At 47.0% G+C, this 1,064-nt stretch carries 1 protein-coding gene and 1 pseudogene; both read left to right on the top strand.

The features are described from left to right. The first annotated feature begins 261 nt into the window (after positions 1 to 261). Complete coding sequence (locus HP552_RS01040) at positions 262 to 735, top strand: hypothetical protein (RefSeq protein WP_090728256.1); 474 nt, start codon at positions 262 to 264, stop codon at positions 733 to 735. Between the two features lie 137 nt (positions 736 to 872). Beyond that, positions 873 to 1,064 (top strand): annotated as a pseudogene (locus HP552_RS34655) (CBO0543 family protein); the annotation flags it as partial.

Genomic DNA, 1,064 nt, shown 5'->3' with positions numbered 1-1,064 from the left:
TCAGTACAAGCATTAAAAACTGGACTACCTCTGCCCCAAGACAACCAAATCGATGTAAAAATTGCATCTGGGGCAACTGGGATGGGTTGAAACAATTTTGTTCGAAACCTGTCTGCATTAAGAAACAACCAGTATAAGAGATAGTCCATCTTCTTTTACTTGATCAGGTTCGGTTATCTGTAAAGAATTCATGCCCAGTGACTGGCATTTTTGCCGAGGACGCATATAATGACGTGATCCAACTTTGAGGAGTGATAAATCATGTCCATTGCGGCTCAAACAAGTACAAAGAGTTTACCTCCCTTATCCATATGGGGAGTTCATGCATCTGTCGCCGGAAGACCGGTTGTGTGGGGCAAACTAGTGATGCGTGTTTTGCAGGACCAGCAAATTCAAGGCACCATCCAATTTCGCGGAACGCCGATTTCAATTGAAGGAAGCTGGAATGAAAGCGCGCAGCAGATCATGTTTCATTCTCCCTACGCCGCCTACTCCGGCCATTTAACCATCTATGACGATGTCCAGATTCAACTTCGGCATCTGGTTCTCACCGGACGTCTGCAGATGCTCCCCCCCTCTTTACAAGCGGGCGAATATGGAACCTGGGTAGCGACAACTGATATAAACTTGGCGGGGTATAGCGGCTATGTCCCACCGCAACCGCCTTCAACTTCGTTGCCGCCGGTTGGTGTATTTGTAACGTCGAATATACTGTATGGAAACTCGCGTATATAAAGAGGCAAAGCAGGCACATATCGAATGAAAAATGATCGGTATCCGGATAACGGAAAGGGGTGGCATCGGTGGACGAAAATCAGATTCATCATGTAATCGAACAAGCCTATCAATTGATTGTCTAAGCACGCCGCAACATGACTGACATTTGGCGCACTCACGTACTATTTACGCGACAATGGTGGTTGGGAGTAGGTTTATCGATATGCCCCTGGCTATTTTGGATCGGATTTCGGGATAAGAGAGCTACGGGACAGTTTCTCCTATCCGGGTTTATGATGATTATCGTGTCGTCGTGGCTGGACCAGCTTGGGATTGCCATGGGACTT

The organism is Paenibacillus xylanilyticus (assembly GCF_013359935.1).
GTDB lineage: Bacteria > Bacillota > Bacilli > Paenibacillales > Paenibacillaceae > Paenibacillus > Paenibacillus xylanilyticus.
Note: the sequence above shows the minus strand (reverse complement) of the source record. Positions and strands in the feature narration are given on the sequence as shown.

Excerpts from the sequence above, each read along its gene's own strand:
- HP552_RS01040 (WP_090728256.1), top strand. The coding sequence starts at position 262 with ATGTCCATTGCGGCTCAAACAAGTACAAAGAGTTTACCTCCCTTATCC.